Origin of the sequence: Pseudomonas vlassakiae (genome assembly GCF_014269035.2) — a bacterium.
Lineage (GTDB): Bacteria > Pseudomonadota > Gammaproteobacteria > Pseudomonadales > Pseudomonadaceae > Aquipseudomonas > Aquipseudomonas vlassakiae.
The window spans coordinates 80,377-106,089 of record NZ_JABWRP020000011.1 but is presented as its reverse complement, the minus strand read 5'-3'; the positions used below and the strand labels follow the sequence as shown (position 1 = coordinate 106,089).

At 63.0% G+C, this 25,713-nt stretch carries 23 protein-coding genes and 1 pseudogene; 10 read left to right on the top strand and 14 right to left on the bottom strand.

Going from position 1 to position 25,713, the window contains the following annotated elements:
* The first annotated feature begins 119 nt into the window (after positions 1 to 119).
* A complete protein-coding gene (gene hisD / locus HU738_RS15755; RefSeq protein WP_054885961.1) occupies positions 120 to 1,445 on the top strand; it encodes a histidinol dehydrogenase in 1,326 nt (441 codons plus the stop codon).
* A 2-nt stretch (positions 1,446 to 1,447) separates the two neighbouring features.
* Positions 1,448 to 2,497, top strand: coding sequence for a histidinol-phosphate transaminase (gene hisC, locus HU738_RS15750; protein WP_186603600.1), 1,050 nt, complete (start codon positions 1,448 to 1,450; stop codon positions 2,495 to 2,497).
* A 53-nt stretch (positions 2,498 to 2,550) separates the two neighbouring features.
* On the opposite strand, the gene HU738_RS15745 is transcribed toward hisC, so the two are convergent.
* Entirely contained in the window at positions 2,551 to 3,714 is a 1,164-nt protein-coding gene (locus HU738_RS15745) for an alkaline phosphatase family protein (protein WP_437182031.1), read from the bottom strand.
* Between the two features lie 172 nt (positions 3,715 to 3,886).
* Between HU738_RS15745 and HU738_RS15740 the strand changes: the two genes are divergently transcribed.
* From HU738_RS15740 to HU738_RS15725, 4 genes are all read left to right on the top strand, one after another.
* Positions 3,887 to 4,537: a FadR/GntR family transcriptional regulator gene (locus HU738_RS15740; RefSeq protein ID WP_186603602.1), complete on the top strand. Its 651-nt coding sequence runs from the start codon at positions 3,887 to 3,889 to the stop codon at positions 4,535 to 4,537.
* 13 nt (positions 4,538 to 4,550) lie between these two features.
* Complete coding sequence (locus tag HU738_RS15735) at positions 4,551 to 5,831, top strand: CynX/NimT family MFS transporter (protein ID WP_186603603.1); 1,281 nt, start codon at positions 4,551 to 4,553, stop codon at positions 5,829 to 5,831.
* Between the two features lie 109 nt (positions 5,832 to 5,940).
* Positions 5,941 to 6,411: a nuclear transport factor 2 family protein gene (locus HU738_RS15730; protein WP_186603604.1), complete on the top strand. Its 471-nt coding sequence runs from the start codon at positions 5,941 to 5,943 to the stop codon at positions 6,409 to 6,411.
* 18 nt (positions 6,412 to 6,429) lie between these two features.
* Entirely contained in the window at positions 6,430 to 6,723 is a 294-nt protein-coding gene (locus HU738_RS15725) for a GIY-YIG nuclease family protein (RefSeq protein ID WP_186603605.1), read from the top strand.
* Here HU738_RS15725 and yejK read toward each other — a convergent pair whose 3' ends face one another.
* Complete coding sequence (yejK, locus tag HU738_RS15720; RefSeq protein ID WP_176508685.1) at positions 6,724 to 7,731, bottom strand: nucleoid-associated protein YejK; 1,008 nt, start codon at positions 7,729 to 7,731, stop codon at positions 6,724 to 6,726.
* A gap of 391 nt (positions 7,732 to 8,122) precedes the next feature.
* Here yejK and HU738_RS15715 point away from each other — a divergent pair, with 391 nt between their 5' ends.
* Positions 8,123 to 8,404: an HU family DNA-binding protein gene (locus tag HU738_RS15715; protein ID WP_176508684.1), complete on the top strand. Its 282-nt coding sequence runs from the start codon at positions 8,123 to 8,125 to the stop codon at positions 8,402 to 8,404.
* A gap of 51 nt (positions 8,405 to 8,455) precedes the next feature.
* On the opposite strand, the gene rlmF is transcribed toward HU738_RS15715, so the two are convergent.
* The 5 genes from rlmF to HU738_RS15690 all read right to left on the bottom strand — a co-directional run bounded on the left by rlmF (position 8,456) and on the right by HU738_RS15690 (position 14,951).
* The gene (rlmF, locus tag HU738_RS15710; protein ID WP_186603606.1) at positions 8,456 to 9,409 is read right to left on the bottom strand and encodes a 23S rRNA (adenine(1618)-N(6))-methyltransferase RlmF; all 954 of its coding nucleotides are present in this window, start codon (positions 9,407 to 9,409) and stop codon (positions 8,456 to 8,458) included.
* A gap of 157 nt (positions 9,410 to 9,566) precedes the next feature.
* Complete coding sequence (locus HU738_RS15705; RefSeq protein WP_186603607.1) at positions 9,567 to 12,413, bottom strand: valine--tRNA ligase; 2,847 nt, start codon at positions 12,411 to 12,413, stop codon at positions 9,567 to 9,569.
* Positions 12,414 to 12,601: 188 nt separating this feature from the next.
* On the bottom strand, positions 12,602 to 12,973 hold the full coding sequence (locus HU738_RS15700) for a DNA polymerase III subunit chi (protein WP_176508681.1): 372 nt from the start codon (positions 12,971 to 12,973) through the stop codon (positions 12,602 to 12,604).
* 5 nt (positions 12,974 to 12,978) lie between these two features.
* Complete coding sequence (locus HU738_RS15695) at positions 12,979 to 13,407, bottom strand: DNA polymerase III subunit chi (RefSeq protein WP_176508680.1); 429 nt, start codon at positions 13,405 to 13,407, stop codon at positions 12,979 to 12,981.
* 50 nt (positions 13,408 to 13,457) lie between these two features.
* The gene (locus HU738_RS15690) at positions 13,458 to 14,951 is read right to left on the bottom strand and encodes a leucyl aminopeptidase (protein ID WP_186603608.1); all 1,494 of its coding nucleotides are present in this window, start codon (positions 14,949 to 14,951) and stop codon (positions 13,458 to 13,460) included.
* A 289-nt stretch (positions 14,952 to 15,240) separates the two neighbouring features.
* Here HU738_RS15690 and lptF point away from each other — a divergent pair, with 289 nt between their 5' ends.
* Together lptF and lptG are read left to right on the top strand one after the other, a co-directional pair.
* Positions 15,241 to 16,356: an LPS export ABC transporter permease LptF gene (gene lptF / locus HU738_RS15685; protein WP_176508678.1), complete on the top strand. Its 1,116-nt coding sequence runs from the start codon at positions 15,241 to 15,243 to the stop codon at positions 16,354 to 16,356.
* Positions 16,349 to 17,410 carry an LPS export ABC transporter permease LptG gene (lptG, locus tag HU738_RS15680; RefSeq protein ID WP_176508677.1) on the top strand — a complete coding sequence of 354 codons (1,062 nt, stop codon included), beginning with the start codon at positions 16,349 to 16,351 and terminating at the stop codon, positions 17,408 to 17,410. Before lptF ends, lptG begins: the two co-directional genes overlap by 8 nt.
* Before the next feature lie 48 nt (positions 17,411 to 17,458).
* Here lptG and HU738_RS15675 read toward each other — a convergent pair whose 3' ends face one another.
* From HU738_RS15675 to gcvH, 6 genes are all read right to left on the bottom strand, one after another.
* Positions 17,459 to 17,947 (bottom strand): RDD family protein, encoded by a 489-nt coding sequence (locus HU738_RS15675; protein WP_186603609.1) that lies wholly within the window; start codon positions 17,945 to 17,947, stop codon positions 17,459 to 17,461.
* 91 nt (positions 17,948 to 18,038) lie between these two features.
* Positions 18,039 to 18,248: a cold-shock protein gene (locus HU738_RS15670; RefSeq protein WP_054885976.1), complete on the bottom strand. Its 210-nt coding sequence runs from the start codon at positions 18,246 to 18,248 to the stop codon at positions 18,039 to 18,041.
* A gap of 356 nt (positions 18,249 to 18,604) precedes the next feature.
* Positions 18,605 to 19,726 carry a glycine cleavage system aminomethyltransferase GcvT gene (gcvT, locus tag HU738_RS15665; protein WP_186603610.1) on the bottom strand — a complete coding sequence of 374 codons (1,122 nt, stop codon included), beginning with the start codon at positions 19,724 to 19,726 and terminating at the stop codon, positions 18,605 to 18,607.
* 27 nt (positions 19,727 to 19,753) lie between these two features.
* Positions 19,754 to 21,130 carry an L-serine ammonia-lyase gene (locus HU738_RS15660; protein WP_186603611.1) on the bottom strand — a complete coding sequence of 459 codons (1,377 nt, stop codon included), beginning with the start codon at positions 21,128 to 21,130 and terminating at the stop codon, positions 19,754 to 19,756.
* A 94-nt stretch (positions 21,131 to 21,224) separates the two neighbouring features.
* Positions 21,225 to 24,080, bottom strand: coding sequence for an aminomethyl-transferring glycine dehydrogenase (gene gcvP / locus HU738_RS15655; RefSeq protein ID WP_186603612.1), 2,856 nt, complete (start codon positions 24,078 to 24,080; stop codon positions 21,225 to 21,227).
* 11 nt (positions 24,081 to 24,091) lie between these two features.
* Positions 24,092 to 24,475, bottom strand: a complete 384-nt coding sequence (gene gcvH, locus HU738_RS15650) for a glycine cleavage system protein GcvH (protein WP_176508672.1) — start codon at positions 24,473 to 24,475, stop codon at positions 24,092 to 24,094.
* Between the two features lie 348 nt (positions 24,476 to 24,823).
* Between gcvH and HU738_RS15645 the strand changes: the two genes are divergently transcribed.
* Entirely contained in the window at positions 24,824 to 25,213 is a 390-nt protein-coding gene (locus HU738_RS15645) for a c-type cytochrome (protein WP_186603613.1), read from the top strand.
* 23 nt (positions 25,214 to 25,236) lie between these two features.
* Here HU738_RS15645 and HU738_RS15640 read toward each other — a convergent pair.
* Positions 25,237 to 25,524 (bottom strand): annotated as a pseudogene (locus tag HU738_RS15640) (sodium/glutamate symporter); the annotation flags it as partial.
* Between the last annotated feature and the right edge of the window lie 189 nt (positions 25,525 to 25,713).

Below are 25,713 nucleotides of genomic sequence, written 5' to 3'. Positions count from 1 at the left end.
GCGCGGCTTCGGCTGTCGCGCCCGTCTATCCGCGTCATAGCCATTTTTCTCGGGTGCCCGCGCGGATGGACTGGTAGCCTAGGGCGCCTGAGCATTCGCTAATAATCGAGGCCCTCGCCATGACCGTGTCCACTGCAATTGCCCGTCTCAACGCCGCTGATCCGGATTTCGCCCGACATCTGGATCATCTGCTGAGCTGGGAAAGTGTGTCCGATGACGCGGTCAACCAGCGCGTGCTCGACATCATCAAGGCGGTGCGTGAGCGCGGTGACGCCGCGCTGGTTGAATTCACCCAGCGCTTCGACGGTGTTGACGCCAAAAGCATCGATGACCTGATCCTTGGCCGCGAGCGCCTGGAACTGGCCCTGACCCGCATCACCGACAGCCAGCGTGAAGCCCTGGAGAAGGCCGCCAATCGCGTACGCATGTACCACGAACGGCAGAAGCAGGACTCCTGGCAGTACACCGAAGCCGACGGCACCGTGCTCGGCCAGAAGGTCACCCCGCTGGACCGTGCCGGCCTGTACGTACCCGGCGGCAAGGCGTCGTACCCCTCGTCGGTGCTGATGAACGCGATTCCGGCCAAGGTCGCCGGCGTCACCGAAGTGGTGATGGTGGTGCCGACCCCGCGTGGCGAGGTCAATGAACTGGTGCTGGCCGCTGCCTGCATCGCCGGCGTCGACCGCGTGTTCACCGTCGGTGGAGCGCAGGCCGTTGCCGCGCTGGCCTATGGCACCGAAAGCGTGCCGCAGGTAGACAAGATCGTCGGCCCTGGCAACATCTATGTGGCTACCGCCAAGCGCCACGTGTTCGGCCAGGTCGGTATCGACATGATCGCCGGCCCGTCGGAAATCCTCGTGGTGTGCGACGGCCAGACCGACCCGGACTGGATCGCCATGGACCTGTTCTCTCAGGCTGAGCACGACGAAGACGCACAGGCCATCCTGGTCAGCCCGGATGCCGCTTTCCTCGACCGCGTGGCCGCCAGCATCGACAAGCTGCTGCCGACCATGGAACGCGCCGAGATCATCGAGAAGTCGGTCAACGGCCGTGGGGCGCTGATCCAGGTGCGCGACATGCAGCAGGCCATCGAAGTGGCCAACCGCATCGCGCCCGAGCACCTGGAGCTGTCGGTTGCCGACCCGCAGGCCTGGCTGCCTCAGATTCGCCACGCGGGCGCGATCTTCATGGGTCGCCACACCAGCGAAGCACTGGGCGATTACTGCGCCGGCCCCAACCACGTGTTGCCGACTTCCGGCACCGCACGCTTCTCGTCACCGCTCGGGGTGTATGACTTCCAGAAGCGTTCGTCGATCATCTTCTGTTCCGAACAGGGCGCATCCGAGCTTGGCCACACCGCCTCGGTCCTGGCCCGTGGCGAGTCGCTGACCGCCCATGCCCGCAGCGCTGAATACCGTATCCTGACCCAAGACAAGGGGAACTGAACATGAGTCGATTCTGGAGTCCCTTCGTCAAGGCGCTGGTGCCTTACGTGCCGGGCGAACAGCCAAAGCTGGCCCGTCTGGTCAAGCTGAACACCAACGAGAACCCTTATGGCCCGTCGCCCAGGGCGCTGGAGGCCATGCGCGGCGAGTTGAACGATAACCTGCGTCTGTATCCGGACCCGAACAGCGACCGGCTCAAGCAGGCCGTGGCCGAGTATTACGGCGTCACCCCGGCCCAGGTCTTCGTCGGCAACGGCTCGGACGAGGTGCTGGCCCACATCTTCCACGGTCTGTTCCAGCACGATCGCGGCCCACTGCTGTTCCCGGATGTCAGCTACAGCTTCTATCCGGTCTATTGCGGCCTGTACGGCATTGCCTTCGAGCAGGTGGCGCTGGATGAGCAGTTCCAGATCCGCATCGCCGATTACGCCAAGCCCAATGCCGGGATCATCTTCCCCAACCCTAACGCACCCACCGGCTGCCTGCTGCCGCTGCAAGCGATCGAACAGCTGCTGCAAGCCAACCGTGACTCGGTGGTGGTTGTGGATGAGGCTTACATCGACTTTGGCGGCGAGACTGCCATCAGCCTGGTCGATCGCTACGACAACCTGCTGGTCACCCAGACCTTGTCCAAGTCGCGTTCGCTGGCTGGACTCCGAGTGGGCCTGGCCGTCGGCCATCCGGACCTGATCGAGGCGCTGGAGCGGATCAAGAACAGCTTCAACTCCTATCCGCTCGACCGCATGGCCATCGTGGGGGCAGCGGCGGCGTTCGAAGATCAGGCCTACTTCGAGGAAACCTGCCGCAAGGTGATCGCCAGCCGTGAAGCGTTGGTGGAGCAGCTGGTTGCAAAGGGCTTCGAGGTGCTGCCATCGGCGGCCAACTTCATCTTTGCCCGTCACCCGCAGCAGGATGCCGCGCAGTTGGCGGCGCGCCTGCGTGAACAAGGGGTGATCGTGCGTCACTTCAAGCAGGAGCGGATTGCCCAGTTCCTGCGTATCACCATCGGCACGCCAGAGATGAACCAGGCGTTGGTCGACGCGCTGGACTGAACGCGGCGACCGGCAGGGCGGGTGAGCTCGTTCCTGCCGGCCACGCCCGCACATCAGTCGCTGCTGTCCGGTTCGCTGAGTGGCCGGGTGCGCACCGCCACGGGTGTGTCATCCAGTTGCAGCACGTAATCGTTGACCTGGCGCATACCTTCCGGGTCAGTCCATTGCTGCAGGTAGGCCTGCACATTCGCCACTACCTGACCATTTCTGTGAATGATAACGGTGCCTTGTGAGTCGCTGTTCCACAGCAGCTTGGCGTCGCCTTCGATGGCCCGTGCCTTGCGCACGCCGGTAGCGCCCAGCAGTGGGGTGCCGTCAAGCTTCCATTCCGGCAATACGTCGAGCCCCATGTGCCTGAGCACGGTCGGGGCCACGGAGGTCTGCGCCGCGTAGCCATACAGGTTGTTCGGGCCTGGGTTGTCGTATGGAATGCTCGGCTGGTGCAGCTCTTCGTTCAAAGGCTTGTTGCTGGCAATGAAGACCGTCTTTTCCTGCTCGGTTATCCCGCCATGGCCTGAACCCCAATAATCGCGTCCGTGGTCAGTGCAGACGATCACCAGCCAGTCCTCCTGTGGGTGCTTGTAGGCACGCTCCTCGACTTTGTCCAGCAGGCGCCCCAGCTTGTCATCGGCTTCACGCAGGGCGAACTGGTAGGCAGGGCCGAAGCCACTGGCGTGCCCGGCTTCGTCGGGTTCGTCGAGCTGGATGAAGGTAAAGTCGGCAGGTGTGTTATCGAGGATGTCCAGGGTTCGCGCGGTCACCTGTTCATCGCTCAGACCGCTTTCACGCACATTGTTGCCTTGCGCGTCCTCCAGCAGGAAAGCCGTGTTGATCGGCGACCAGTTGCCGACGCTGGAGAGGTAGGCGTTCGGCAGAGCATCACGTAGCCGCTTGAATAGGCTGGGGAACTCAGGGTCGACCCGCAAGGATTCGTTATTGGAAACCACCCCATGCTTGTTGGCCCATACGCCGGTGAGCAAGGTCATCCAGCCAGGCCCGCTGATCGTAGCCTGTTCACTGGCGCGGCCGTTTATGCCTCCTGCATAGGCTTTGCCGTAGAACAGGCGCTTCTGCAGGTGGGTATCGCTGCCCAGTTGTTCATAGTGCTGCAGTTGAACACCGTCCATGCCGATGATCAGCGTCTTGGGTTGGAGTGGCGGTTGTCTGGCGTCGCACCCTTTGAAGAACAGTGCGACTAGCTGGCCGGCTGCAATCAGGGGAATCAGCCGCAGTACTTTTTGCAGGGACATTGATGGGGCCTTGAGAGAGTCGTGGCAAGCGTTGCAACAAGGCGCTCTGCTGACAACTGGTAGAAATGCCAGTTGATTTGATGTCTGGAAGGCGTTCCATTAAGCTCTGCAAATTCATCGGATGATTGGTTGAATTGAAATGAGCAGCGAATTGACCAAGCGCTCCCTGGTCGAACTGGCAGTCGAACGCATGCGTGAGCGCATCCTGCAAGGCGACTGGCACGTCGGGCAGCGTCTGCCGACCGAACCGGAACTGGCACTGGAGTTGGGCATCAGCCGTAATACCGTGCGTGAAGCCATGCGCGTGCTGGCATTCAGCGGCCTGGTGGAAGTCCGCCAGGGTGACGGCAGCTACCTGCGCACCTGCCAGGACCCGCTACAGGCCGTGCAGGCCATGTCGCGCTGCACGCTGGAGCAGGCCCGCGAAACCCGGCACATCCTCGAGTCCGAGGCTATCGGCCTGGCGGCGTTGCGCCGTACCGACGAGGACCTGCAGGGCCTGCGCGCTGCACTGGCAGGCAGTGCCGGGCATTTTCACGGGGATGTCGATGCCTATGTCAGCTGCGACCTGGTGTTTCACCAACGCCTGATCGACGCCGCGCACAACCCGGCACTGAGCGAACTGTATCGCTACTTTTCCGGTGTGGTGGCCGCAGCGCTGCAACACAACATGGCGACCGTGCCACGCAGCCAGGCGACCTTCGACCTGCACGGGCAGATCCTCGACGCCATCGAACAACGCGATCCGGAGCGGGCCAAGGCCCTGAGCCGGACGCTTATTGAATCTTGAAGACGAGAAGGCCATGGCTGAACCATTGACCCGAGACGCGCCTGCCCGCGGGTGTGAACCGGAAGAACTACTGATCGACGCCGAGGCCGACGATGCCCTGGTGCAACAACAACCGCCGATGATCAAGCGCCCGTGGCTGTTGCTGCTGGGCCTGGTGCTGGTGGCATTGAACCTGCGCCCGGCATTGTCGAGCATGGCGCCGGTGCTCGGGCAGGTCTCTGCAGGGCTGGGCCTGAATGCCTCCGAGGCCGGCCTGCTGACCACCTTGCCGGTACTCTGCCTCGGGCTGTTTGCACCCCTGGCACCCGTGCTGGCGCGCCGCTTCGGCAGCGAGCGGGTGATCCTCGGCATCCTGTTGACCCTGGCGCTGGGTATCGTGGTGCGCAGCGCCCTGGGGGCGGTCGGTGTATTCGTCGGCAGCATTCTGGCCGGGGCCAGCATCGGTATCATCGGTGTGCTGTTGCCCGGTATCGTCAAGCGCGATTTCCCGCAGCACGCGGGCACCTTGACCGGGGTCTATACCATGGCCCTGTGCCTGGGTGCGGCCATGGCGGCAGGGGCTACCGTGCCGCTGACGCAGCACTTCGATGGCAGCTGGGCCCTTGGCCTGGGCTTCTGGATGCTACCGGCGCTGCTGGCCATGCTCGTCTGGACACCGCAAGCCCGCCAGGGCCACGGCCTGCACAAGGTCGCCTACCGCGTACGCGGGCTGTGGCGTGACCCGCTGGCGTGGCAGGTAACACTGTACATGGGGCTGCAGTCGTCGCTGGCGTACATCGTCTTCGGCTGGTTGCCGTCGATCCTCATTGGGCGTGGCCTGAGCCCGACCGAAGCAGGCCTGGTACTGTCCGGCTCGGTCATCGTGCAGCTGATCAGCTCGCTGAGCGCCCCGTGGTTGGCGACCCGGGGCAAGGACCAGCGGCTGGCCATCGTGATGGTCATGCTGGTCACCTTGGCGGGGCTGTTCGGTTGCCTGTATGCCCCCCTCGACGGGCTGTGGGGTTGGGCAGTGCTGCTGGGGCTGGGGCAGGGCGGCACGTTCGCCCTGGCCCTGACGTTGATCGTGCTGCGCTCGAAGGATGCCCATGTGGCGGCGAACCTGTCGAGCATGGCTCAGGGCGTGGGTTATACGCTGGCATCCATGGGCCCGTTTGCGGTCGGCCTGGTGCATGACCTGACCGGAGGCTGGGCGGCGGTGGGGTGGATTTTTGCGGTGCTTGGCATCGGCGCCATCGTATTCGGGCTTGGCGCCGGGCGGGCGTTGCATGTGCAGGTGACCAGCGAAAAACGCTGAAGGCGGTGCTCGCCGCTTTGCGGGTGAACCCGCGAAGCGGCGAGCACTGGCGAAAGAAAGCGGTGCAGATTATCGTGCAGCTTCCCTTTCCCAGGACGGACCTGCTCCCATGACTGACGCCAACCGCGACCTGATCACTCGCTTCTATCAGGCCTTCCAGCGCCTTGACGCCGAGGCGATGGTGGCCTGCTACAGCGACGACATCGTCTTCAGCGACCCGGTGTTCGGCACGCTGCGCGGCCGTGACGCGGGTGACATGTGGCGCATGCTGACCAGCCGTGCCAAGGATTTCTCGCTGACCTTCGACCAAGTCCGTGCCGATGAGCGCAGCGGCTGTGCGCACTGGGTGGCCACTTACCTGTTCAGCCAGACTGGCCGTACCGTGGTCAATGATATCCAGGCGCGCTTCGTCATTCGCGATGGGCTGATCTGCCAGCACGACGACAGCTTCGACCTGTGGCGCTGGTCGCGTCAGGCGCTCGGAGCACCAGGGGTGTTGCTGGGCTGGTCGCCGATGCTGCAGAACAAGGTGCGCCAGCAGGCGTTCAACGGGCTGCGAGCGTTCCAGCAAGCGAGGTGAGCAGTTAAGCTGTCGGCCATGAGCATCGTCAACGAAGTCGCCGAAACCCCGCAGTGCAAACCGTGGTACGTATACCTGGTGCGGGCGGCCAATGGCTCGCTGTACTGCGGTATCAGTGATAACCCGCAACGGCGTTTCGCTGCCCACCAGAAAGGCCAGGGTGCCCGCTATTTCAAGACTAGCCCGGCGCAGGCGCTGGTCTATGTCGAGCAGTGGCCGGACAAAGGCGAGGCGCTGCGCCAGGAACGCCTGGTGAAGAAGTTGCGCAAGTCGGCCAAGGAGGCGCTGGTGGCCTCCTATATGGCCGACTGATCAGTCCTTGCGGCGCTTGAGCTGGTCCACCAGCGTGGTCGGCAGGCCTTTGATGATCAGGGTGCCGGCGGCCTCGTCATACTCCACCTTGTCACCCAGCAGGTGCGCTTCGAAGCTGATCGACAGGCCTTCGGCACGCCCGGTGAAGCGGCGGAACTGGTTGAGGGTGCGCTTGTCAGCGGGGATTTCCGGCGACAGCCCGTAGTCCTTGTTGCGGATGTGGTCGTAGAACGCCTTCGGGCGGTCTTCATCGATAAGGCTCGACAGCTCTTCCAGGGTCACCGGTTCGCCCAGCTTGGTCTGGGTGGTGGCGTATTCGACCAGGGTCTGGGTCTTCTCGCGGGCGGCTTCTTCCGGCAGGTCCTCGCTTTCCACGAAGTCGCTGAAGGCCTTGAGCAGGGTGCGCGTTTCGCCCGGGCCGTCGACGCCTTCCTGGCAGCCGATGAAGTCGCGGAAGTAATCCGACACCTTCTTGCCGTTCTTGCCCTTGATGAACGAGATGTATTGCCTGGAGTTCTGGTTGTTCTTCCACTCGGACAGGTTGATGCGCGCTGCCAGGTGCAACTGGCCAAGGTCGAGGTGGCGCGACGGCGTCACGTCCAGCTCGGCGTTGACCGCCACGCCCTCGCTGTGGTGCAGCAGGGCGATGGCCAGGTAGTCGGTCATGCCTTGCTGGTAGTGGGCGAACAGGATGTGGCCGCCCGTGGAGAGATTGGACTCTTCCATCAGTTTCTGCAGGTGCTCGACCGCCGTCCGGCTGAACGCGGTGAAGTCCTTTTCGTCTTCCAGGTACTGTTTCAACCAGCCGCTCAGCGGGTAGGCGCCGGACTCGCCGTGGAAGAAGCCCCAGGCCTTGCCTTGCTTGGCGTTGTAGCTTTCGTTGAGGTCGGCCAGGAGGTTTTCGATGGCGTCCGATGCGCCCAGCTCGGTATCCCGTGCATGGAGCACGGCGGGGCTGCCATCGGGCTTCTTGTCGATCAGGTGAACGATGCAATGACGGATTGGCATGGAATTCTCGGTGAGTCTGGGGCGGCCACAGGCCGCGCTGCAAAAGTCGTCCAGTTTACCCCAGAGAACAGGCGCTGCAGTGGCCGGATGTTGGCGGAAATGCCGGTTGTTCGTTTTTTGTCCAAATTTAGGGGGTTTCGGCTGAAACCCCCGAAAAACCTGCACTAAATCGAAGCGGGTAGCGGATATTTATCCATTCCTGTGGTAGCTTTGCGCCGTCTTGCGCCCCTCATGTGGCGCATTGCTGGCAGCGTGCTCATGCCGTGTCGAACCAAACGCCGATTTACGTATCTACATTCGCGATTGGCGCGGCCCTCCAGAACACAGGGGCTGGCCCGATAACGTCGTAGCACGCCGCATAACTACTGAATGATAGGGAAGGAACACCACCATGGCATTGACCAAAGACCAACTGATTGCCGATATCGCCGAAGCCATCGACGCGCCAAAAACCACCGCTCGTAACGCGCTGGAACAGCTGGGCCAGATCGTTGCCGACCAACTGGAAAACGGCGCCGAAATCACCCTGCCAGGCATCGGCAAGCTGAAAGTCTCCGAGCGTCCTGCCCGTACCGGTCGCAACCCTTCGACTGGCGCCGCCATCGAAATCGCTGCCAAGAAAGTCGTCAAGTTCGTTCCGGCCAAAGCCCTGACCGACACCGTCAACAAGTGATCTGTTGACGCATTGACGAAACCGCGCCCGGCTTGCTCGGGCGCGGTTTTTTCATGCCTGCGATTTGCGCCTGGCATGCCAGGCGTGGCGTGCGCTGTCGTCGTGGAAGCTCCAGGCGACCATGCGGCTTTGCTTCTGGCCCTGGCCCATCTCGGCGATGCGCACGGCCTTGGCGCCGGCCTTCTTCAGCGCTGCCTCGATGCCAGGCAGGTTGCTGGCCTTGGACACCAGGCTGGTGAACCACAGGACCTGTCGTGCGTACTGCGCGCTTTCGTCGACCAGCTGGGTGACGAAGCGGATCTCACCGCCCTCACACCACAGTTCGTTGTTCTGCCCGCCGAAGTTGAGCACCGGCAACTTGCGCTTGGGGTCCTGCTTGCCCAGGTTCTTCCACTTGCGCTGGCTGCCACGGGTGGCTTCTTCACGCGAGGCGTGGAAGGGCGGGTTGCACAGGGTCAGGTCGAAGCGTTCATCCGCTTGCAGCAGGCCGCTGAGGATGTGCTTGCGGTTGGCTTGCTGGCGCAAGCTGATGCCTTTGCTCAAGCCGTTGGCCTGGACGATGGCCTTGGCCGAGGCCAGCGCTACCGGATCGATGTCCGAGCCAATGAAGCGCCAACGGTAATCGCTATGGCCGAGCAGCGGGTAGATGCAGTTGGCACCCACGCCGATATCCAGCACGCGAACCTGGGCGCCTCCGGGGACCTCGCCGGCGTTGTCCTCGGCCAGCAGGTCGGCGGCCACGTGGATGTAGTCGGCGCGGCCGGGGATTGGCGGGCACAGGTAGTCGGCCGGGATGTCCCAGTGCTGGATGCCGTATTGGGCTTTGAGCAGGGCTCGGTTGAATACCCGCACGGCTTCGGGGTTGGCGAAGTCGATGCTCGGTTTGCCATGGGGGTTGGTGATGGTGAAGCGGGCCAGATCAGGGTGGGCCTTGATCAGGCCAGGGAAGTCGTAGCGGCCCTGGTGGCGGTTGCGCGGGTGCAGGGTGGGTTTGTTCGGAGTCATGGCAGTGCCCTATACGAGCCCCGGGGCTGCTGCGCAGCCCTTTCGCGACACAAGGCCGCTCCCACAGGTTAGCGGCGCCTCCAGTTTTGGCGCCGTCCTGTGGGAGCGGCCTTGTGTCGCGAAAGGGCCGCGAAGCGGCCCCAGCGGTCTCTCAGATTTACAGCGCTGCAATCCGCGCGTGCTGCTCGGTGAAGTTGGCCAAAGCCTGCTCGGACTCGGCCAGCTTGGCGCGCTCTTTCTCGATCACCGCAGGCGGTGCCTTGTCGACGAAGGCGGCGTTCGACAGTTTGCCGCCCACGCGCTGGACTTCACCTTGCAGACGCTGGATTTCCTTGCTCAGGCGAGAGAGCTCGGCGTCCTTGTCGATCAGGCCGGCCATCGGCACCAGCACCTGCAAGTCACCAACCAGTGCGGTGGCCGACAGCGGTGCTTCGTCAGCTTCGCCGAGCACGGTGAACGATTCGACCTTCGCCAGCTTCTTCAGCAGGGCTTCGTTTTCCTGCAGGCGACGCTGGTCATCGGCGTTGGCGTTCTTCAGGAACAGCGGCAGTGGCTTGCCCGGGCCGATGTTCATCTCGGCGCGGATGTTGCGCAAGCCGACCATCAGCTCCTTGAGCCATTCGATATCACCTTCGGCGGCAGCATCGATGCGGCTTTCATTGGCCACCGGCCATGGTTGCAGCATGATGGTCTTGCCTTCGATGCCGGCCAGCGGCGCGATGCGCTGCCAGATTTCTTCGGTGATGAACGGCATGAACGGGTGCGCCAGGCGCAGTGCCACTTCCAGCACGCGTACCAGGGTGCGACGGGTGCCGCGGGCGCGTTCGACCGGCGCGTTTTCGTCCCACAGTACCGGCTTGGACAGCTCCAGGTACCAGTCGCAATACTGGTTCCAGATGAACTCGTACAGCGCCTGGCTGGCCAGGTCGAAGCGGAACTGCTCGAGCTGGCGGGTCACTTCGGCTTCGGTGCGCTGCAACTGCGAGATGATCCAGCGATCAGCCAGCGACAGCTCGCAGGCTTCGCCGTTCTGGCCGCAGTCCTCGCCCTTGTCCAGCACGTAGCGGGCGGCGTTCCAGATCTTGTTGCAGAAGTTGCGGTAGCCTTCGACGCGGCCCATGTCGAACTTGATGTCGCGACCGGTGGAGGCCAGCGAGCAGAAGGTGAAGCGCAGGGCGTCGGTGCCATAGCTGGCGATGCCCTCCGGGAACTCGGCCTTGGTCTGCTTGGCGATCTTTTCGGCCAGCTTGGGCTGCATCATGCCGCTGGTGCGTTTCTCCAGCAGGGCATCGAGGGTGATACCGTCGACGATGTCCAGCGGGTCGAGCACGTTGCCCTTGGACTTGGACATCTTCTGGCCCTGGCCATCGCGCACCAGGCCGTGCACGTACACGGTCTTGAACGGTACCTGCGGAGTGCCGTCCTCGTTCTTGATCAGGTGCATGGTCAGCATGATCATGCGCGCAACCCAGAAGAAGATGATGTCGAAGCCGGTCACCAGCACGTCAGTGCTGTGGAACTTCTTCAGGAACTCGGTCTGCTCCGGCCAGCCCAGGGTCGAGAAGGTCCACAGGCCCGAGCTGAACCAGGTGTCGAGCACGTCGTCGTCCTGGCGCAGTTTCACTTCGCTGCCGAGGTTGTGCTTGGCGCGGACTTCTTCTTCATTGCGGCCGACATAGACCTGGCCGGCCTCGTCGTACCAGGCCGGAATGCGGTGGCCCCACCACAGCTGGCGGCTGATGCACCAGTCCTGGATGTCACGCATCCAGGAGAAGTACATGTTCTCGTACTGCTTGGGCACGAACTGGATGCGGCCATCTTCCACGGCTTCGATGGCCGGCTCTGCCAACGGCTTGGTGGAAACGTACCACTGGTCGGTCAGCCACGGCTCGATGACGGTACCCGAACGGTCGCCTTTCGGCACTTTCAGGGCGTGATCGTCGATGCTCACCAGCAGGCCCTGGGCGTCCAGGTCGGCCACGATCTGCTTGCGTGCGACGAAGCGGTCGAGGCCGGCGTACTGGGCCGGCAGGCTGGTATCGACCTGCTCGTTGACGCTGCCGTCGAGGTTGAAGGCCTGGGCGGCGGGCAGCACCAGGGCGTTCTTGTCGAAAATGTTCAGCAGCGGCAGGTTGTGGCGCTTGCCGACTTCGTAGTCATTGAAGTCGTGGGCAGGGGTGATCTTCACGCAGCCGGTGCCGAACTCCGGGTCGCAGTAGTCGTCGGCGATGATCGGGATGCGACGGCCAACCAGCGGCAGTTCGACGAATTTGCCGATCAGGGCCTGGTAGCGCTCGTCGGTCGGGTTGACGGCAACGGCGGCGTCACCCAGCAGGGTTTCCGGGCGGGTGGTGGCGACGACCAGGTAGTCCTTGCCTTCAGCAGTCTTGGCGCCGTCGGCAAGCGGGTAGCGCAGGTTCCACAGGTGGCCCTTCTCGTCGTGGTTTTCCACTTCGAGGTCGGAGATGGCCGTGTGCAGCTTGGTGTCCCAGTTGACCAGGCGCTTGCCGCGGTAGATCAGGCCGTCCTCATGCAGGCGCACGAAGGCTTCCTTGACTGCCTCGGACAGGCCGTCGTCCATGGTGAAGCGCTCGCGGCTCCAGTCTACCGACGAACCCAGGCGACGGATCTGGCGGCTGATATTGCCACCGGACTGATCCTTCCATTCCCAGACCTTCTCCAGGAACTTCTCGCGGCCCAGGTCGTGACGGTTCTGGCCCTTGGCCTCGAGCTGGCGCTCGACCAGCATCTGCGTGGCGATACCGGCGTGGTCGGTACCTGGCTGCCACAGGGTGTCGCGGCCTTGCATGCGGCGGAAACGGATCAGCGCGTCCATGATCGCGTTGTTGAAGCCGTGGCCCATGTGCAGGCTGCCCGTCACGTTCGGTGGCGGGATCATGATGGTGTAGGACTCGCCTGCACCTTGTGGAGCGAAATAGTTTTCGGACTCCCAGGTGTTGTACCAGGAAGTTTCGATGGCGTGCGGCTGGTAGGTCTTATCCATGCGCGGCGGGACCCTGTGCATTTATTCGGGAAAGCCGAAAAGTATAACGAAGGCACAGGGTTTAGGCGACAGGCCGGGAGCTGCTTTGCAGCCCTTTCGCGACACAAGGCCGCTCTCACGGGAGGACTGCGCTCAACCGTGGCGGCGGCCTTGTGTCGCGAAAGGGGCGCAAAGCGCCCCCAGCGATGTTATTCCGAGCGCTTGATCAAGCGTTCGATCCGCGCATCCAGGCGGCGCTTGATCTCGTTCTCGATATGCGGGGTGAAGTCGTTGATCACGTCCTGCATGATCATTTGCGCAGCGGCACGCAATTCGCTCTCCAGGTGCAGCAGCGTGTCCTGGCGGCGGGTTTGCGGGTCATCCTCGGGCTCAGCGGCTACCGGCACGGCGGCAGGTGCTGGCGCGGTGTTACCTGCGGGCACATCGAGCAACAACGGAATCTGCTCGACGGTTTCGGTCAGCAGTGGAGGTTGCAGATCGGCATCGCCGAGCAGTTGGCGAATCGACTCCAGGTCGTCCAGCAGATGAGCGGAATCGGGTAGGGCGGAAGGCTTGTCCATCGTCGTTAAAGTCGCTGTAAGCGGTGGTCTTGCAGAGCATAGCCCTGTTCACGGTAGAAACGGAACCGCTCGCGGGCCGATTGGCGAATGCCGGGCTCCTCGACCACGATCTCGGCAACCCGCTCGAACTGGCCGACGAACCCTGGCACAGCGGCACCCAGGTTGATCAGCAGGTCACGGTGCTCGCCAGCATCGTCGGCAAGGCCCAAGGCTACCGTGGCATCCGCGTGTCCTTCGGCCAGGTCGTGGGGCACGAAGGCTTCGCCCTTGAAACGCCACAGGCGTTGATCCAGTTCGGTACGCTGTTCGGCGTCCTGGCAGTGCAGGTAGACCCGGTGGCCAAGGCGCCAGGCCTTTTCGCACAGCTTGCAGGCGAAGTCCAGCCGCGCCGACAGCGAGTCGGTGGGCAGGATATAGAAATCGACTTTGCTCATGGTGTGTTCTGCCAGCCGGCGATGCCACGGGCACCGCCGGCTTCACGGCATCAGGCGCCAGCGCGGTCCAGCAGGTACTGGGTCAGCAGCGGGACCGGGCGACCGGTAGCGCCCTTGTCCTTGCCGCCACTGATCCAGGCCGTGCCGGCGATGTCCAGGTGCGCCCAGTGGTAGGCCTTGGCGAAGCGCGACAGGAAGCAGCCAGCGGTGATGGTGCCCGCCTTGGGCCCACCGATGTTGCCCATGTCAGCGAACGGGCTGTCCAGTTGTTCCTGGTACTCGTCGAACAGCGGCAGCTGCCAGGCACGGTCATCGGCACGCTTGCCGGCGTCGAGCAGTTGGCCGACCAGGTCGTCGTCGTTGCCCATGAGGCCGGAAGTGTGGCTGCCCAGGGCGACAATGCAGGCGCCGGTCAGGGTGGCGATGTCGATCACCGCCTGTGGCTTGAAGCGCTCGGCGTAGGTGAGGGTGTCGCACAGCACCAGGCGGCCTTCGGCGTCGGTGTTGAGGATTTCGACGGTCTGGCCACTCATGGTGGTGACTATGTCGCCCGGACGGGTGGCACCGCCGCTCGGCATGTTCTCGGCGCAGGCCAGCAGGCACACCAGGTTGATCGGCAGCTGCAGCTCGAGGACCGCGCGCAGGGTGCCGAACACGCTGGCCGCACCGCACATGTCGAACTTCATTTCATCCATGCCGGCGCCTGGCTTGAGGCTGATGCCGCCAGTATCGAAGGTGATGCCCTTGCCCACCAGCACGAACGGCTTGTCGGCCTTCTTGCCGCCCTGGTAGTTGAGCACGATCAGGCGTGGCGGCTGGTCGCTGCCCTGGCCCACGGCATAGAACGCGCCCATGCCCAGGTCCTTGATCTTCTTCTCGTCCAGCACTTCGACCTTCAGGCCCTTGTGCGCCTTGCCCAGTTCCTTGGCCTGCTCGGCCAGGTAGCTCGGGTGGCACAGGTTAGGTGGCAGGTTGCCCAGGTCGCGGGTGAATGCCATGCCGGTGGCAATGGCGCTGGCGTGCTTGACGGCGCGCTCGACCTCGGCCACGCCGGCCTTGTCGGCCAGCAGGGTGACCTTCTTCAGGGCGCGCGGTTCGGCCTTCTGGCTCTTGAAACGATCGAACACGTATTCGCCGTCGAGCAGGGTCTCGGCCAGCAGGCGGTACTTGCCGTAGTAGGCGTCACGGTTGTTGACCGCGATGTCGTCCAGGGCCAGCACGGCATCGCCACCGTTGAGGCCCTTCAGCACGCCGGCCACGCTGGCGACCAGCTTGCGCCATGCGCGGTCGCCGAGGGCATCGTCCTTGCCGCTGCCGACCAGCAGCACGCGCTCGGCCTTCAGGCCCGGCACGCTCTGCAGCAACAGGGTCTGGCCAGGCTTGCCGGCCAGGTCGCCACGCTTGAGTACTGCGCTGATGGCGCCTTCGCTGGCTTGGTCGACGGCCTTGGCAACGGCCCCGAGCTTGCGCCCTTCACCCACCGGTACGACCAGAGTGGCGGTTTTTACGGATGCAGCAGCTACGCTTTTTACAACCAGTTCCATGTCAGGGTCCCCGAATGATCTATGCAGTTGGCGCTATGCGTTTTCGCGCTCTGGACGGGCCTGGCCGCGTTGCCGCGGGCCAGTGGAAAAGCTGCCAGTTTGAGCCTCCCGCCAGCGTGCTGACAACCCCGATGTTGGCCTTCATGCGCAGCCAAGTGACAGGCGCGGCCAATCACAGGATAATGCGCGCACTTTACATGGAGGTTCGCCTTAGGCGAACCGGCTTTGGTCCTGGCTGTCACAGGCCAATGTTTGGCAGTCCGCCCCTGACAACCCAGGAGTGTCTGGTTTGATCGTCTTTCGTTATCTGTCCCGCGAGGTCCTGGTGACCTTGAGCGCCGTCAGCGCCGTGCTGCTGGTGATCATCATGAGCGGGCGCTTCATCAAGTACCTGGCCCAGGCGGCCCAGGGCATCCTCGACCCAAGCGTGCTGTTCCTGATCATGGGCTTCCGCATGCCAGGTTTCCTGCAGCTGATTTTGCCGTTGGGTTTGTTCCTCGGCATTCTCCTGGCCTACGGCCGGCTGTACCTGGAAAGCGAAATGACCGTGCTGTCGGCGACCGGCATGAGCCAGCAGCGTCTGCTGGCCCTGACCATGGCGCCGGCGGCACTGGTCGCGTTGCTGGTTGCCTGGCTGAGCCTGAGCCTGTCACCACTGGGCGTGGCCCAGGTGCAGAAGATCGTTGCCCAGCAAGATGCCATGACCGAGTTCGACACCTTGGTGCCGGGCCGCTTCCAGACCTTGCGCGACGGTTCGCGGGTTACCTACACCGAGCAACTGTCGGACGACCGCGTCAAGCTGGGCGGGGTGTTCATTTCCGAGAAGCGCTTCAACCAGGACAAGACCAAGGACCGTGCGCCGTCGGTGCTGGTCGCCGAAAGAGGCCATCAGGAAATCCAGGCCGATGGCAATCGCTACCTGGTGCTGGAGAACGGCTACCGCTACGACGGTAACCCGGGCCAGGCCGATTACCGTGCCATCAAGTACGACACCTATGGTGTCTTGCTGCCGAAGCCGGAAGTTGCCGAAGACGTGACCGATCGCGAAGCGATCCCGACTTTGGAGCTGTTCGGCAAGAGCGACCTGCGTGAGCGTGCCGAGCTGCAATGGCGCCTTTCGCTGCCGATCCTGGTGTTCATCGTGACCTTGATGGCGGTCCCGCTGGCCAAGGTCAACCCGCGCCAGGGCCGCTTCCTCAAACTGCTGCCGGCGATTCTTCTGTACATGGCCTACCTGACAATGCTGATTTCCGTACGCGGCGCCCTGGAGAAGGGCAAATTGCCGATTGGCCTGGGTATCTGGTGGGTGCATGGCCTGTTCCTGATGATCGGCCTGGCCCTGATGTATTGGGAACCGCTGCGCCTGAAAATGGCTGCTCGTCGTGCGGAGGTGGCCCGTGGCTAAACTCGACCGCTACATCGGCACGAGCGTACTGCTGGCCATTCTGGCCGTGCTGGGGATCATCCTCGGCCTGGCCTCGCTGTTCGCCTTCATCGACGAGATGGGTGAACTGAGCGATACCTACACCTTGCTCGACGCGGGTAATTTCGTCCTGCTGACGGCACCTCGGCGGCTGTACGAAATGCTGCCGATGGCGGCACTGATCGGCTGCCTGATCGGCCTCGGCAGCCTGGCCAGCAACAGCGAGCTGACCATCATGCGCGCTGCCGGTGTCTCCATCGGCCGCATCGTCTGGGCGGTGATGAAGCCCATGCTGGTGCTGATGCTGGTCGGCGTGCTGATTGGTGAATACGTTGCCCCGGTCACCGAGAACAAGGCCCAGGCCGACCGCTCCCTGGCCCAGGGCGGTGGTGAAGCGCAAAGCTCCAGGCATGGCATGTGGCACCGCCAGGGCGAGGAGTTCGTGCACATCAACTCGGTGCAGCCCAATGGCCTGCTGCTGGGCGTGACCCGATACACCTTCGACAACGAGCGCAAGATCCAGACGTCGAGTTTTGCCCGTCGCGCCCAGTACAACGATGACCACTGGACGCTCAGCGACATCAGCACCACGTTCTTCCGCGGTGACCACACCGAAGTGGTGAAGGCGCCGACCGAACGCTGGGACGTTTCGCTGACGCCGCAACTGCTCAACACCGTGATCATGGCCCCTGAGTCGTTGTCGATTACCGGGTTGTGGGACTACATCCACTACCTGTCCGACCAGGGCCTGAACAACGCTCGTTACTGGCTGGCGTTCTGGACCAAGGTGATGCAACCGCTGGTGACCGCAGCGCTGGTATTGATGGCAATTTCCTTCATCTTCGGCCCGCTGCGTTCGGTCACCCTTGGCCAGCGCGTGTTCACCGGTGTGCTGGTGGGCTTCGCCTTCCGCATTGGCCAGGACCTGCTGGGCCCGTCGAGCCAGGTGTTCGGCTTCCCGCCGCTGCTGGCGGTGGTGATTCCGGCAGGCATCTGTGCCCTGGCTGGCGTGTGGTTGTTGCGTCGGGCTGGTTGACGGTCTGCAACAGCTGAAAAGCCGACCTCAGGGTCGGCTTTTTTGCGCCTATTTTTTCTGCTTCGGCACCCGCACCAGCTGGGTTTCAGAATAGATGTCGTGCCAACCGCGTTTGCGCTTGTCGATCAGCGACCAGAAGAACCCCAGCCCCAGGCACAGCCAGGATGCAATCGATACCACGAAGCGCAGCAGTGCCTGCCACAGGCTGATCGCGCTGCCATCGGCATTCTGCACGCGCACGCCCCACACCTGCATGCCCAAGGTCTGACCGCCATGGGTCCAGAACTTGGCAAAGAAGCCGAACAGGGCGAACAGCAGAACGGTCGAGAGCAGTGGGTCACCGTCCAGTGCGCCGGCTTCGGTCAGTTCACGCATGCGGGCTTCGCCGATGATCGCCATCTGGATCAACTTGTAAGCCCCGGCGGTGACGATCAGCAGCGCGGTGCACAGCAGGAAGTCGTAGAACATCGCCGCCAGGCGTCGGCCCAGGCCGACCGGTGGGAAATCACCCTGGGGGGAGAGCAGAGGCTTGGACATGCAGAACAGCTCCGAATGGCGAAGCCGTTATTCTACGGGCAAAAAAAAGCCCCTGCACATGGCAGGGGCTTTTTAGGAGTCGGGCTTGTGCTTACAGAGGCTGAACCTTGTCAGCTTGCATGCCTTTCTGGCCTTGGACTGCTTCGAAGGTGACCTTCTGGCCTTCTTTCAGGCTCTTGAAGCCGTTACCTTCGATGGCACGGAAGTGCACGAACAGATCCGGACCGCTTTCTGGGGTGATGAAACCGTAACCTTTCTCGTCATTGAACCACTTGACGGTACCGTTCTGACGCTCAGCCATTGTCTTATTTCCTATGAAGCTTGAATTTTGATGACAGTTTCTTTCACGTTATATATCAGTGAAAGAGTACTGGGCTGGGTTGCAGGAAAGTAAGAGACGTCGAACGGGTTGTAGCAAATCTCGGCTACTGGCCCAGGTCACGAACTGTTGCGACCCATGCAAACACAGTGCAGTGACTCTACGCCAACTCCCGAGAAAAAAACAAGCCCTTGGTCGTATAGAAAATTCGCCTTTTGCCGATAACCGACAAATTTGTCGGAACGCCGTGGCGCCTGGCCTGGCGGCATGTTCAAAAGTTATTGGGCAGGTTCGAAATCGAATATGTAGCACCTGCCCGCACACCTCAGGCGCTACCTTCAGCCACGGTAGTAACGCTGTGCAACGAAAGGCATTTTGCTGACTTTCAAGGCAACCTTCTTGCCGCGCACCACGGCAAAGAGTGGGGTGTCGATTACAGCCAGATCACTATCGATATAACCCATTGCTACTGGGGCGCCGAGTGTCGGCCCAAAGCCGCCGCTGCATACTTTGCCTACGGGGTTATCGTTTGCATCGACAATATCCGCGCCTTCACGTACTGGCGTACGTTCCTGCGGCAACAAGCCCACACGTTTACGCGCCACGCCATCGCGCTGCTGGGCAAATATGGCCTCGGCACCCGGGAAGCCGGCGGCACGTGCGCCATCGGCACGGCGTACTTTGGAAATTGCCCACAGCAGGCTGGCTTCAACCGGGGTGGTCTCGGTGTTCATGTCGTGGCCATACAGGCACAGGCCGGCTTCCAGGCGCAACGAGTCGCGGGCACCCAGGCCGATAGGCTGTACCTCGGGTTCGGCCAGCAGGCGACGCGCCAGGGCTTCGGCAGCGCCGACCGGTACCGAGATCTCGTAGCCATCTTCGCCGGTGTAGCCCGAGCGGCTGACGAAACAGTCTTCGCCCAGCAGTTTCACCGCACGCAATTGCATGAAGGTCATGCCAGCCACTTCCGGCGCCAGGCGTTCCAGCACCTTGACCGCGGCCGGGCCCTGCAGGGCGAGCAGAGCGCGGGCCTCGAACAGCGGTTGCACGTCACATCGGGCGCCGATGTGTTTCTGCAGGTGTGCCAGGTCCTGATCCTTGCAAGCGGCATTGACTACCAGGAACAGGGTGTCGTTACCGAGGTTGGCGACCATCAGGTCGTCGAGGATGCCGCCTTGTTCGTTGGTGAACATGGCATAGCGCTGCATCCCTGCAGGCAAATCGATGATGTCCACCGGTACCAGCGACTCCAGCGCCTTGGCCGCATCGGCGCCATGCAGGATGATCTGGCCCATGTGCGAGACGTCGAACAGGCCGGCCTGCTCGCGGGTGTGCAGGTGCTCCTTGAGCACGCCCAGCGGGTACTGCACCGGCATGTCGAAGCCGGCGAACGGCACCATGCGGGCACCCAGTTCCAGGTGCAGGGCGTGCAGCGGGGTCTTTTGCAGTGTTTCGGACATCGATGACTCCTTGGTTTTTTTATCGGGTCAACATTCGATGATGTTGACGGCCAGACCGCCGCGGGCGGTCTCCTTGTATTTGCTTTTCATGTCGGCGCCGGTCTGGCGCATGGTGCGGATCACCTTGTCGAGCGACACGTAGTGCTGCCCGTCGCCGCGCAGGGCCATGCGCACGGCATTGATGGCTTTCACCGAGCCCATGGCATTGCGCTCGATGCAGGGCACCTGAACCAGGCCGCCGATCGGGTCGCAGGTCAGGCCCAGGTTGTGCTCCATGCCGATTTCAGCGGCGTTTTCCACTTGTTGCGGGGTACCGCCCATCACTTCGCACAGGGCGCCTGCGGCCATCGAACAAGCCACGCCGACCTCGCCCTGGCAGCCGACCTCGGCCCCGGAAATCGAGGCGTTCTCCTTGTACAGGATGCCGATCGCCGCAGCGGTAAGCAGGAACCGCACAACGCCATCCTCGCTGGCACCCGGGACGAAGCGCATGTAGTAGTGCAGCACTGCGGGGACGATGCCCGCCGCGCCGTTGGTCGGTGCAGTGACCACACGCCCGCCGGAGGCGTTTTCCTCATTGACCGCCAGCGCGTAGAGATTGACCCAGTCGAGTACCGACAGGGCATCGCGCAGGCTGGCTTCCGGGTGACGGCTCAGCTGGCGGTACAACGCCGGAGCGCGGCGCTTGACCTTGAGCCCGCCGGGCAAGATGCCCTCATGGCGGCAGCCGGCCTCGACGCAGTCCTGCATGACTTGCCAGATGCGCAGCAGCCCGGCGCGGGTCTCGGCTTCCGGGCGCCAGGCGGCCTCGTTGGCCAGCATCATCTGGCTGATCGACAGCTGCTGCGCGGTGCAATGGCCGAGCAGTTCCTTGGCGGTCTTGAACGGGTAGGCCAGCTGCGTGCTGTCCTCGACGATGCGGTCCTGGCCGGCAGCGTCCTCGTCGACCACGAAGCCGCCACCCACCGAGTAGTACTCGCGGCTGCGGATTTGCAACCCGGCGTCATCGAATGCCCGAAAGATCATGCCGTTGGGGTGGTAGGCCAGGGGCTTGCGGATCATCGCCAGGTGCTGCTTCTCATTGAAGGCGATGGTCTGCTCACCGAGCAGGCTGAGTTCGCCGCTGGCGCGGATGGCCTGCAGGCGTGCGGGGATGGATTCGGTGTCTACGGTATCAGGATGTTCGCCTTGCAAACCGAGCAATACCGCCTTGTCGCTGCCGTGGCCTTTGCCGGTGGCTCCGAGGGAGCCATACAGCTCGGCCTTGACGCAAACGGTACTGGCCAGCAGGCCATCGCGGCGCAGCCCTTCGGCAAAGCGTGCAGCGGCGCGCATCGGGCCGACCGTGTGGGAGCTGGAGGGGCCGATGCCGATCTTGAACAGGTCGAAGACGCTCAGTGACATGGTGACCTCCTGCCAGGTTCTTGGGGCGGACGGTGAACCCAGCGGGAGCGGGTAAACCCGCTCCTGCAAGGGCAGACGGCAAGCCTGGGAGCTATCAGGCGTCCTGATAGCTCTCGATCGACGGGCAGGCGCAGACCAGGTTGCGGTCGCCGAACACGTTGTCGACCCGGCCGACCGGCGGCCAGTACTTGCCTTCCACCAGGCTCGGCAGCGGGTACACCGCCTGCTCGCGGCTGTAGCCATGGGCCCATTCGCCAACCAGCTCGGCCGCGGTGTGCGGGGCGTTCTTCAGCGGGTTGTCGTCCTTGTCCAGGCTGCCGTTTTCCACCGCGCGAATCTCTTCGCGGATCTGGATCATCGCATCGCAGAAACGATCCAGTTCTTCCTTGGACTCGCTTTCGGTCGGTTCGATCATCAGCGTGCCGGCCACCGGGAATGACATGGTCGGGGCATGGAAACCGAAGTCGATCAGGCGCTTGGCCACGTCATCGACGCTGATGCCGCTGGTGTCCTTGAGCGGGCGCAGGTCGAGGATGCATTCGTGGGCGACCAGGCCGTTGCCACCGGTGTACAGGACAGGATAGTGCTCTTCCAGGCGGCGGGCGATGTAGTTGGCGTTGAGGATCGCCATTTGCGAAGCACGCTTGAGGCCGGCACCGCCCATCATGCGAATGTACATCCAGGTGATCGGCAGGATGCTCGCGCTGCCGAACGGCGCGGCACACACCGCGCCCTCGGTGTTTGCCAGCGCTGCGTGGCCTGGCAGGAATGGCGCCAGGTGCGACTTGACGCCGATCGGGCCGACGCCCGGGCCGCCGCCGCCGTGCGGGATGCAGAAGGTCTTGTGCAGGTTCAGGTGCGACACGTCGCCGCCGAACTTGCCTGGGGCGCAGAGGCCGACCATGGCATTCATGTTGGCGCCGTCGATGTAAACCTGGCCGCCGTTGTCGTGAATGATCGCGCAGATTTCGCCGATCGCTTCCTCGAACACGCCATGGGTCGAAGGGTAGGTGATCATGATCGCGGCCAGGCGCTCGCGGTGCTCGATGGCCTTGGCCCGCAGGTCCTCGACATCGACGTTGCCACGGGCGTCACAGGCGGTGACCACCACGCGCATGCCGGCCATGTGCGCGGTCGCCGGGTTGGTGCCGTGCGCCGAAGACGGGATCAGGCAGATGTCGCGGTGGCCTTCGCCACGGCTGCGGTGGTAGGCACGGATGGCCAAGAGGCCTGCGTACTCACCCTGGGAGCCGGCGTTGGGCTGCAGCGACACGGCGTCGTAGCCGGTGGCGGCGCAGAGCATGGCCTCCAGCTCGTTGGTCATCTGCAGGTAGCCCTGGCTCTGCGCGGCCGGGGCGAACGGGTGCAGGTTGCCGAATTCGGCCCAGGTCACCGGGATCATTTCGCTGGCAGCGTTGAGCTTCATGGTGCACGAGCCCAGCGGGATCATGCTGCGGTCCAGCGCCAGGTCCTTGTCGGCCAGGCGGCGCAGGTAGCGCATCAGCTCGGTTTCGCTGTGGTAGCGGTTGAACACCGGGTGTTCGAGGATTGCCGACTGGCGCAGCAGCGCGGCCGGCAGGCGCGAGCCGGTGCTGGCGGCCAGGGCGGTGAAGTCAGGCTGGGCCTGGTCAGCGCCGAACAGTTGCCAGAGCGCCTCGACGTCGGCCTGGGTGCTGGTTTCGTCGAGCGACAGGCCAAGGTGAGCGGCGTCGATCTGGCGCAGGTTGATGCGCTGGGCGCGGGCCTTGTCGTGCAGGCTGGCGGTGGCGCTGCCGGTGGCCAGGGTCAGGGTGTCGAAGGCGGTTTCGCCAACCACTTCCAGGCCCAGGGCTTTGAGGCCGGCGGCCAGAATCGCAGTCAGGGCGTGGGTGCGTTCGGCAATGCGCTTGAGGCCGGCCGGGCCGTGGTACACGGCGAACATGCTGGCGATGTTGGCCAGCAGCACCTGGGCGGTGCAGATGTTGCTGGTGGCCTTCTCACGGCGAATGTGCTGTTCGCGGGTTTGCATGGCCAGGCGCAGGGCGGTCTTGCCGAAGCGGTCGATCGACACACCGACCAGGCGGCCCGGCATGTCGCGCTTGAAGGCATCACGCGTGGCGAAATACGCCGCGTGCGGGCCACCGAAGCCCAGTGGCACGCCGAAGCGTTGGGCGCTGCCGATGGCCACGTCGGCGTTGAATTCGCCCGGCGGGGTCAGCAGGGTCAGGGCCAGCAGGTCGGCGGCAACCGCGACCAGGGCGTTGGCGGCGTGGAAACGCTCGACCACTGCGCGGTAGTCGAACACTTCGCCGTTGCTGGCCGGGTATTGCAGCAGGGCGCCGAAGAAGGCACTGACATCGCCCAGTTCACGTTCGTCGCCGACCACGATCTCGATGCCCAGCGGCTCGGCACGGGTGCGCAGCACGTCGAGGGTCTGCGGGTGGCAGTGCACGGAGGCGAAGAACGCGTGGCTGGCCTTGTTCTTCGACAGGCGTTTGCAGAAGGTCATGGCTTCGGCAGCGGCAGTCGCTTCGTCGAGCAAGGATGCGTTGGCGATCGGCAGGCCGGTGAGGTCGCTGATCAGGGTCTGGAAGTTCAGCAGCGCTTCCAGGCGGCCCTGGGAGATTTCGGGCTGGTACGGGGTGTAGGCGGTGTACCAGGCTGGGTTTTCCAGCAGGTTGCGCAGGATCGGTGCCGGGGTATGGGTGTTGTAGTAGCCCTGGCCGATGTAGCTCTTGAACAGCTCGTTCTTGCCGGCGATGGCTTTGAGCGCAGCGAGGGCATCGGCCTCGCTCTGGCCGTCTTCCGAGCCGAGCACGCTGGTGCCCTTGATGCTGTCTGGGATGACGGCGGCGCTCATGGCTTCCAGCGAGTCGAAGCCCAGGGTGGCGAGCATGGCTTGCTCGTCAGCGGCGCGCGGGCCGATGTGACGGGCGATGAATTCGTTGGCGGTGCCGAGGTTGATGGTCATGGTCGGATTCCTCAGGCGTCGTCGTTGGCTTTGATCAGCCGGTCGTAGGCGTCCTGGTCGAGCAGGGCTTCGACTTCAGCCATGTCGGCAGGCTTGAAGCGGAAGAACCAGCCGTCGCCCAGCGGGTCTTCGTTGACCAGCTCGGGGCTGTCATTGAGGCCTTCGTTGACTTCGAGCACTTCGCCGGTCAGGGGCATGTACACGCCGCTGGCAGCTTTTACCGACTCGACGGTGGACGCTTCGCTGCCTTTTTCATACTGCTGCAACTCAGGCAGTTGCACGAAAACCACATCGCCAAGGGCGTTCTGGGCGTAGGCGGTGATGCCCACGGTGACGCTGCCGTCGGCTTCGACGCGCAGCCATTCGTGATCTTCGGTGAAACGCAACTCGCTCATGGGGAATCCTCGGAAAGCAGGGCGTTGGGCGCGGTGGGTCCGCGCTCTTGGGTTGAGGAATCCATAGCAATAATGCGGCCAATTCAAATAAAGCCATTAAAATCAATGAGTTAAGATATTTTGGTGACAGGCTCTTCATTCATTTGTAATGAAAACGCTACAGAGGCCGGGGCGCAGAAAAGGTTTTGCGGATCAAACCCTTGCTTTGCTGCGCTGAAACGGGTGTGTATTGATATCGGTACAGTGTATTTAAATCAATACAGAGGTGCCGGGCATGGCATTGACAGTTTCGGAAGCCCTCATTGATAGTGCTTCGGATAAACAATGATAAATGCTCAAGGGATTAGCATGCTTCGAACCGCAGTCATTAAAACCCCCGCCATTGCAGGGCTGCTCGCCCTTGGCCTGGCAGGCCCTTGCGTTGCCGACGATGTGAACGGCAAGAAGATTTTTCAGGCGCGCTGTGCCATCTGCCACGGTGCCAATCTCAAGAGCACCGGGCCGCTGGCCAACAAAAGCAACCCGCCCACGCCAGACCTCACCACTTCCGCTTTCAGGCAAAGGCTCAACGATTACCCGGGTGTCATCGTTTCGTCGGTCATCCTGCGTCCCAATGGTGATCTGATTCCCAGGACGCTGCGCGAGAATGACGTGAAGATGCCGCCGTTTGCCTGGAGCGTTCAGGACTTTCGCGATTTGAACCACTACATAAGTGGCATCATTTCAAAGCAGCCCTAGTTTGAACGCTCGACCTCGATTGATCAGCTCACGGCAAAAAACGGCAACGCCAGATACAGCTTGATCACCACGACGTTGATGATGTCGATGAAGAACGCCCCCACCATCGGCACCACCAGAAACGCCAGCTGCGAAGGCCCGAAACGGTGTGTCAAGGCCTGCATGTTAGCGATGGCGGTCGGCGTGGCGCCCAGGTCAATCCCACAATGCCCGGGCGCCAGTACCGCGGCACCGTAGTTGCTGCCCATGACCCGGAAGGTGATGAAGATCGCGAACAGCGCCATGAGCAAGGTTTGCGCCGCCAGAAAAACGGACGGGCGATCAAACCCTTGTAAGTACGCACTACATGATCACGGATCAAAAATCCACGGTGTACCGACATCGATACGCTCAAACTCTTCATACGTTTGATTAAGTGTAGGATGGATAGAGGGCGAGCCGATGCAGTTTCTCCATGCTATGGGCGGTACCTGTTTTTAATAAGTGCTGGTTACGGGAAA

What these genes read in the sequence shown, in the direction of transcription:
- HU738_RS15700 (WP_176508681.1), bottom strand. Translation starts at nt 12,973, where the DNA reads ATGGACAAGCCTTCCGCCCTACCCGATTCCGCTCATCTGCTGGACGAC.
- rlmF (WP_186603606.1), bottom strand. Translation starts at nt 9,409, where the DNA reads ATGACTCCGAACAAACCCACCCTGCACCCGCGCAACCGCCACCAGGGC.
- HU738_RS15740 (WP_186603602.1), top strand. Translation starts at nt 3,887, where the DNA reads ATGAGCAGCGAATTGACCAAGCGCTCCCTGGTCGAACTGGCAGTCGAA.
- HU738_RS15715 (WP_176508684.1), top strand. Translation starts at nt 8,123, where the DNA reads ATGGCATTGACCAAAGACCAACTGATTGCCGATATCGCCGAAGCCATC.
- HU738_RS15660 (WP_186603611.1), bottom strand. Translation starts at nt 21,130, where the DNA reads ATGTCACTGAGCGTCTTCGACCTGTTCAAGATCGGCATCGGCCCCTCC.
- HU738_RS15695 (WP_176508680.1), bottom strand. Translation starts at nt 13,407, where the DNA reads ATGAGCAAAGTCGATTTCTATATCCTGCCCACCGACTCGCTGTCGGCG.
- HU738_RS15705 (WP_186603607.1), bottom strand. Translation starts at nt 12,413, where the DNA reads ATGGATAAGACCTACCAGCCGCACGCCATCGAAACTTCCTGGTACAAC.
- HU738_RS15735 (WP_186603603.1), top strand. Translation starts at nt 4,551, where the DNA reads ATGGCTGAACCATTGACCCGAGACGCGCCTGCCCGCGGGTGTGAACCG.
- hisD (WP_054885961.1), top strand. Translation starts at nt 120, where the DNA reads ATGACCGTGTCCACTGCAATTGCCCGTCTCAACGCCGCTGATCCGGAT.
- HU738_RS15730 (WP_186603604.1), top strand. Translation starts at nt 5,941, where the DNA reads ATGACTGACGCCAACCGCGACCTGATCACTCGCTTCTATCAGGCCTTC.
- hisC (WP_186603600.1), top strand. Translation starts at nt 1,448, where the DNA reads ATGAGTCGATTCTGGAGTCCCTTCGTCAAGGCGCTGGTGCCTTACGTG.
- HU738_RS15690 (WP_186603608.1), bottom strand. Translation starts at nt 14,951, where the DNA reads ATGGAACTGGTTGTAAAAAGCGTAGCTGCTGCATCCGTAAAAACCGCC.
- HU738_RS15670 (WP_054885976.1), bottom strand. Translation starts at nt 18,248, where the DNA reads ATGGCTGAGCGTCAGAACGGTACCGTCAAGTGGTTCAATGACGAGAAA.
- yejK (WP_176508685.1), bottom strand. Translation starts at nt 7,731, where the DNA reads ATGCCAATCCGTCATTGCATCGTTCACCTGATCGACAAGAAGCCCGAT.
- HU738_RS15675 (WP_186603609.1), bottom strand. Translation starts at nt 17,947, where the DNA reads ATGTCCAAGCCTCTGCTCTCCCCCCAGGGTGATTTCCCACCGGTCGGC.
- gcvH (WP_176508672.1), bottom strand. Translation starts at nt 24,475, where the DNA reads ATGAGCGAGTTGCGTTTCACCGAAGATCACGAATGGCTGCGCGTCGAA.
- HU738_RS15645 (WP_186603613.1), top strand. Translation starts at nt 24,824, where the DNA reads ATGCTTCGAACCGCAGTCATTAAAACCCCCGCCATTGCAGGGCTGCTC.
- gcvT (WP_186603610.1), bottom strand. Translation starts at nt 19,726, where the DNA reads ATGTCCGAAACACTGCAAAAGACCCCGCTGCACGCCCTGCACCTGGAA.
- gcvP (WP_186603612.1), bottom strand. Translation starts at nt 24,080, where the DNA reads ATGACCATCAACCTCGGCACCGCCAACGAATTCATCGCCCGTCACATC.
- HU738_RS15725 (WP_186603605.1), top strand. Translation starts at nt 6,430, where the DNA reads ATGAGCATCGTCAACGAAGTCGCCGAAACCCCGCAGTGCAAACCGTGG.